This is a genomic window from Camelimonas fluminis (assembly GCF_014656355.1).
GTDB lineage: Bacteria > Pseudomonadota > Alphaproteobacteria > Rhizobiales > Beijerinckiaceae > Camelimonas > Camelimonas fluminis.
Genome location: NZ_BNCG01000080.1, coordinates 1 through 5,846, shown reverse-complemented (window position 1 = coordinate 5,846; position 5,846 = coordinate 1). Strand labels below are relative to the sequence as shown.

Here is a 5,846-nt window from a genome sequence, read left to right as displayed (position 1 = left end):
AGAAATCTCGCGAAGGGGGAACCTCTTATGATTCTAGACGTTCGAAAACCGCTCTAGGGGCCCCGGCTCTGGGTGGCCAGTATCTTCAGGGCGAACAGGCCAAAAATTCCCGCGAACAGATAGTCCAGCGCCCGCACCAGCCACGGCCGGGCGCGGACGCCGCGGATGATCGCGCCGGCCGCCAGCACCAGCAACGCCGACAGCGGCGTGGTGAGCACGACGAACCACACCCCGAGAAACGCCAGCTTGCCCATGGCGTGCGGATCATGGGCGCTGACGAACTGCGGCAGGAAGGTCACGAAAAACAGCACCACCTTCGGGTTGGTGAGATTGACGCCAAGGCCGGTCAGATATGACTGCAACAGCGGCGGCGCCTGCGTCTGCCGCGTTGCGTCCACTTTCAGCACCGAGCCATGGCGAATGGCGCCGATCGCCAGCCACAGCAGATACAGGGCGCCAACGATCTTCAGCGCCAGGAAGGCTGTCGCGGAGGCCGCCAGCAGGGCGGAGACGCCAAGCGCCGCCAGCAGGGTGTGGATGAGGCAGCCGCTTTCCGCCCCGGCCACGGCCGCAAGGGCGGAGCGACGGCCTTCGCAAATGGTCTTGGCGAGAAACAGGCTCATGTCCGGGCCGGGCGTGATGAACAGGATGATGCAGGCAAGCGTATAGGATGCGAGCACAGGAAGGGCGGGTATGAAATCCATCGAAAATGTCGCCTGGGAATGTGTCTGGCGCCCACAGGTTGTCTGGCAACGCCAGACCGTGCGGTCCGGCGGCTCCCTCACAGGAACGTTGGGGGCGTCGCAAGCGGAACCGTTTGGCGCTATTCTGGTTTAGTGCAATGGGTCGGCGTTGCAACCGGAGCTTTCCGGCGGCGCTGGCGAAGCTGCATTGCAAAGCTGTTCGAGGCCTGAGATTCCGCTCAATCGCATTCCATACGGAATGCCCGCCAACCGGAGGCGCCTGTGGCCCTGTTTTCCCGAATTCGCATGGTTTTCGCCGCGCTTGTCATCGCCGCGCCGCTTGCTGGCTGCGGTCAGATCAACGCCGTGCCAACCTATGAACAGCAGGCCAGGGCGAAATGGTCCGAGGTTCAGAACCAGTACCAGCGTCGCGCCGACCTCATTCCTAACCTGGTGGCGACCGTGAAGGGCTACGCCACTCACGAGCAGGAGACCCTGACGCAGGTTGTCGAAGCCCGGGCAAAGGCCACCCAGGTCAAGGTGGACGCCTCAACCGTCACCGATCCTGAGAAATTCAAGCAGTACAGCCAGGCCCAGTCTGAGCTCAGCGGCGCCCTCAGCCGGCTGCTGGTCAGCGTCGAGCGCTACCCGGACCTGAAAGCCAACCAGAACTTCCTCGCCCTGCAATCGCAGCTCGAAGGCACGGAGAACCGCATTTCCGTGGCGCGGCGCGACTACATCGAAGCCGTGCGGGTTTACAATACCGAGCTGACAACCATCCCGGGCGCCTGGGTGGCGAAAATTCTATATCCCTCCGCCAAACCCATGGAGACATTCGCCGCGGCGGATGGCGCGCAGAGCGCGCCGACGGTAAAGTTCTAGAGGGTTGGCCGGCGCGGTGGCTGCGATTTACCGCCAACGATCTGACATGCTTTCCGCCGGAAAACTGACAACCGGAGGCAGAACGCCATGGCGCTGACGGGCGTATCGACCGGGTTCTGGCGGCGCTGCGCTTCAGCCCTGGCGTTGCTGGCCGTGAGCGCCCTGCTGGCGGGCGCGGCGGTGACGACGCAGCCTGGAAGCGTTGCGGCGCAGGAGCAGGCCGCGCCGGCGCCGCCGCCTCAAAACGCTCCGCAACAACCTCCGCCGCGGCCAGCTCCAGCCCCAACTCCATCCCCAATTCCAGGCCAGGACGCCGCGCCGCAGGACGGCCTGCCGGGCAAGGCGCAGTTTCCGCGCCTGACTGGCCGTGTTGTCGACGCAGCGCATATTCTGGACGCCGCCACGCGGGAGCGCATCAGCGCGAGGCTGGCCGCCTATGAAGCCAAAACCAGCGATCAGGTCGTGGTGGCCACGGTGCCCTCGCTGGATGGCCTGCCGATCGAGGATTACGCCAATCGCCTGTTCCGGCAATGGGGGCTTGGAACGCGCGAGAAAAACAACGGCGCGCTGCTGCTGGTGGCGCCGCGCGAGCGCAAGGTGCGCATTGAAGTCGGCTATGGCGTTGAGGGCGGTCTGACTGACGCCATCGCCAGCGTCATCATTAACAGCGCCATCATTCCGAAGTTCCGTCAGGGCGATTTTTCCGGTGGCGTTGAGGCCGGCGCCAACGCCGTTGTCGACGTGCTGACCGGCGACGCCGGGACGTGGAGCCGGCGCGCTGAAGCGCGGGCAGAGGAGCGCGGCCCGTCGATCATGGCCGTCATCTTCTATGTCATCCTGCTGCTGATCTTTATCCGCATCATGTCGCGCATGGCGGGTGGCGGCGGCGGCCGCAACGGCATGCACCGCAGCCGCACAGGGCGATGGGGCCCGGTGGTGCTGCCGCCTGTTGGCGGCGGTTGGGGTGGTGGCTGGGGCGGCGGTTTCGGCGGTGGCGGCGGTGGTTTTGACAGCGGGGGCTTTAGTGGCGGCGGCGGTTCCTCGGGCGGTGGCGGCGCCTCCGGAAGCTGGTAGATGCGGTTCCGTCTGGCTGGAGAAGCGCGCGCCATCCGGCCCAACGCGCACGCGGCTCATGCCGCTGGGAGAACATGCGACATGCTGGATGAAGCCGGTCGAAAGCGGGTTGCAGCGGCCATTGCCGACGCGGAGCGGCGCACGACAGGCGAGATCGTCTGCATCGTGGCGCGCGCCGCCAGCGAATACCGCAGCTGGGCGTTGTTTCTGGCGGCTGCGGCCGGTTTCGCCACCCCCGGCGTGCTGCTGCTGGCGACCAGCTGGGGCGCCGGGCGCATCTGGCTGGCGCAGATCGTTGTCACGTTGCTGCTGGGCGTGATCCTTGCCTGGCGTCCCGCGCGGCTGGCCCTGACGCCAGGCTTTCTGAAACGGGAACGGGCCCGCGAGGCCGCCCATCGCCAGTTCGCGGCGCGCGGTCTGTCAGCCACCCGCGGCCGGACCGGCGTTCTGATCTTTGTGGCCGCCAGCGAACGATACGTCGAGGTGATCGCCGATGAAGGCGTTGCCTGTTGTGTGGATGAGACGGCCTGGCGCGAGGCGGTGGACGATCTGGTCAGCGCCATCCAGAGCGGCCGCGTCGACGACGGGCTGGCCGCCGTCGTCACGCGCATCGGCGCCATTCTCGCCCGCCATCATCCGGCGTCCCCTGACCGAAAGGAGAATGAGCTGCCGGATCACGTCATCCTTTTGTGACATCCGGCGACGCCAAAAAGGTATGAGTCTTTATCTGATGTAGTAATTTCAAGAAAATAATATGATCTTTGTAAGCTGATTGCGGTTATGTTGACTCCGCCCCATAGTTGCCTTGCCATCAGGAACTTCAGGCAATGGGGCCGCGCATGTCTGACATGACGAAACTCATCCCGGTTATCATGTGCGGCGGCGCCGGCACGCGGCTTTGGCCAGTCTCACGTGATTCCATGCCGAAACAGTTCATATCGTTATTCGGTGGCGAATCGACATTCCAGCGCGTCATGCGTCTTCTCAATGACGCCGCGACTTTTGGTCGACCAATTGTCATTACCAACGCCGAGTATCGCTTTACGGTTCAGGATCAGCTGGCGCAAACCGGGATCGACGCCGAGATTGTGCTGGAGCCCATGCGTCGCGATTCCGCCGCCGCTGTCGCCGCCGCAGTCGAACTGGCGGCGCTTCGGGACCCGGAAGCGATCGTGGGCGTATTCGCCGCCGACCACGTGGTTCAGGACGGCCGTCGCTTCGTCAAAACCTGTGAGCAGGCGGCGCGGGTGGCGGCGGAAGGGCGCATTGTCACGATCGGCATTCCGCCGACAGGACCGGCGACCGGCTACGGCTATATACGTCCGGGCGAGGATATTGGCGGCGGCGGCCGTCGTGTCGAGGCATTCGTCGAAAAGCCCGACGCCGCCCGGGCGGCCGGATATCTGCTGGAAGGCTATCTCTGGAACTCGGGGAACTTCATCTTTCCCGCCCGGCTCATGCGACTGGAGTTGCAGCGGCTTGCGCCAGATGTGCAGCAGCCGGTGGCCAGCGCCGTGGCCGGCGCCGAGCGGGATTTGTCGTTCCTGCGCCTCGACGGCGCAGCTTTTGGCAAGGCCAGAGCCATTTCCATCGACTACGCCGTCATGGAGCAGACGGATAAGGCGGCGGTCGTTGTCGGGGATTTCGGCTGGTCTGATGTCGGTGGCTGGGGCGCGGTATGGGAGCTTTCAAACCGCGACGCTGACGGCAACGCCATTCAGGGTCGCGGCTATGTGCTCGACGGCAAAGACAATCTGATCCGCTCCGAGGAGGGCGTCGTCGCTGTGATCGGTCTCGACGGCGTCGCTGTGATTTCGACGCGCGATGCGACGCTGGTGGTGCCGCGCGATCAGGCCGCCAAGGTCAAGGACATGGTGGCTCTGATTGCCCAGCATGGCGATGCTGAGGCGGGGCAGCACCGCGAGATCCAGCGGCCCTGGGGCAAGTATCTGTCGATCGACATGGGTGGCCGTCATCAGGTCAAGCGGATCACAGTGAAGCCGGGCGGCATCCTGTCGTTGCAGAAGCATTATCACCGCGCCGAGCACTGGGTCGTGGTGCGCGGCACCGCGGAGGTGACGCGTAACAACGAGATTCTGGTGGTTCATGAAAATGAATCCGTCTACCTGCCGATCGGCGCGGTGCACCGGATGGCGAATCCGGGGAAAATCGCCCTGGAATTGATTGAGGTGCAGGTCGGCTCATATCTCGGCGAAGACGATATCGTCCGTATTGAGGATATCTACAGGCGGGTGTGAGGGGGCGTCAGGCTGACCAGATGTACCGCGCTGTCGTTACTGGCGAACGTCCCTTGCGAAGGGCGCACCTGCGCGAAGGACACGCTGTAGTGGCAATCCGGCAACGGGCCAGCCCGACGAAGGTCCTGGCCACTGCCCCCTTTTCATGATGGTCGCGCCTGTTCTGCTATCCAGAAAGGCGCGAGGTTGTGGCAAGACGCAAATCCGATACGCCACATGCCTCAGCTTCGCAGTCGGATGTGCGCCCAGCGGGCAGGGAGCCTGGATCAACATGACGTCGCTGAAGTTCGGCACCTCCGGCCTCCGGGGACTGGTTACGGAACTGCTGGGTCTGCCGGCCTACGTCTGGACGCAGGCGTTTTGCGAGGTGATGCGCGAGGGCGGCGTCACGGGAGCCGTGATGGTCGGCCGGGATCTGCGGGATTCCAGCCCCGGGATCGCGGCGCTGTGCGTTCAGGCGATTGCTGATGCGGGCTTTGCGCCGGTGGATTGCGGCGCGGTTCCGACGCCGGCGCTGGCGCTGGCCGCGATGGCGGCTGGCGCGCCAGCGGTGATGGTGACCGGCAGCCACATCCCGGAAGATCGCAACGGACTGAAATTCTACCGGCCGGATGGCGAGATCAATAAGGGTGATGAGGCGCTTGTTTCCGCCTGGCAGGCGCGGCTCGACATTACGGAGGCGCCAGCTGTCACTGCCAGGGCAACCGCCCATGACGCCCTGACGCCCTATCTTGATCGTTACGCCGCCTTCTTCGGTCGGGACGCCCTGAGGGGCATGACCGTTGGCGTCTACCAGCATTCGTCCGTCGGCCGCGACGTCATGTGCGACGTGCTGCGCGCCGCCGGCGCCACGCCGGTTCCGCTGGGGCGGGCGTCCTCGTTCATTCCAGTGTAACCGCTGTCCTGCTCCCACCTTCTGCGTTGATTGCTGATGTAGGAAGATCGACTG

At 64.7% G+C, this 5,846-nt stretch carries 6 protein-coding genes; 5 read left to right on the top strand and 1 reads right to left on the bottom strand.

All coding sequences use genetic code 11. The annotated features are described in order from the left end of the window. Positions 1-53: 53 nt before the first annotated feature. Complete coding sequence (locus IE243_RS21960) at positions 54-704, bottom strand: LysE family translocator (RefSeq protein ID WP_191321436.1); 651 nt, start codon at positions 702-704, stop codon at positions 54-56. Positions 705-989: 285 nt separating this feature from the next. Here IE243_RS21960 and IE243_RS21955 point away from each other — a divergent pair, with 285 nt between their 5' ends. The 5 genes from IE243_RS21955 (at position 990) to IE243_RS21935 (ending at position 5,792) form a co-directional block, all read left to right on the top strand. Continuing rightward, positions 990-1,565 carry a LemA family protein gene (locus IE243_RS21955; protein WP_191321439.1) on the top strand — a complete coding sequence of 192 codons (576 nt, stop codon included), beginning with the start codon at positions 990-992 and terminating at the stop codon, positions 1,563-1,565. An 87-nt stretch (positions 1,566-1,652) separates the two neighbouring features. Then, positions 1,653-2,639: a TPM domain-containing protein gene (locus IE243_RS21950; RefSeq protein WP_210319954.1), complete on the top strand. Its 987-nt coding sequence runs from the start codon at positions 1,653-1,655 to the stop codon at positions 2,637-2,639. Positions 2,640-2,720: 81 nt separating this feature from the next. Continuing rightward, complete coding sequence (locus IE243_RS21945; RefSeq protein ID WP_191321435.1) at positions 2,721-3,332, top strand: TPM domain-containing protein; 612 nt, start codon at positions 2,721-2,723, stop codon at positions 3,330-3,332. A 155-nt stretch (positions 3,333-3,487) separates the two neighbouring features. Then, positions 3,488-4,897, top strand: coding sequence for a mannose-1-phosphate guanylyltransferase/mannose-6-phosphate isomerase (locus tag IE243_RS21940; protein ID WP_191321437.1), 1,410 nt, complete (start codon positions 3,488-3,490; stop codon positions 4,895-4,897). Between the two features lie 271 nt (positions 4,898-5,168). Continuing rightward, entirely contained in the window at positions 5,169-5,792 is a 624-nt protein-coding gene (locus tag IE243_RS21935) for a phosphohexomutase domain-containing protein (RefSeq protein ID WP_191321434.1), read from the top strand. Positions 5,793-5,846: the final 54 nt, after the last annotated feature.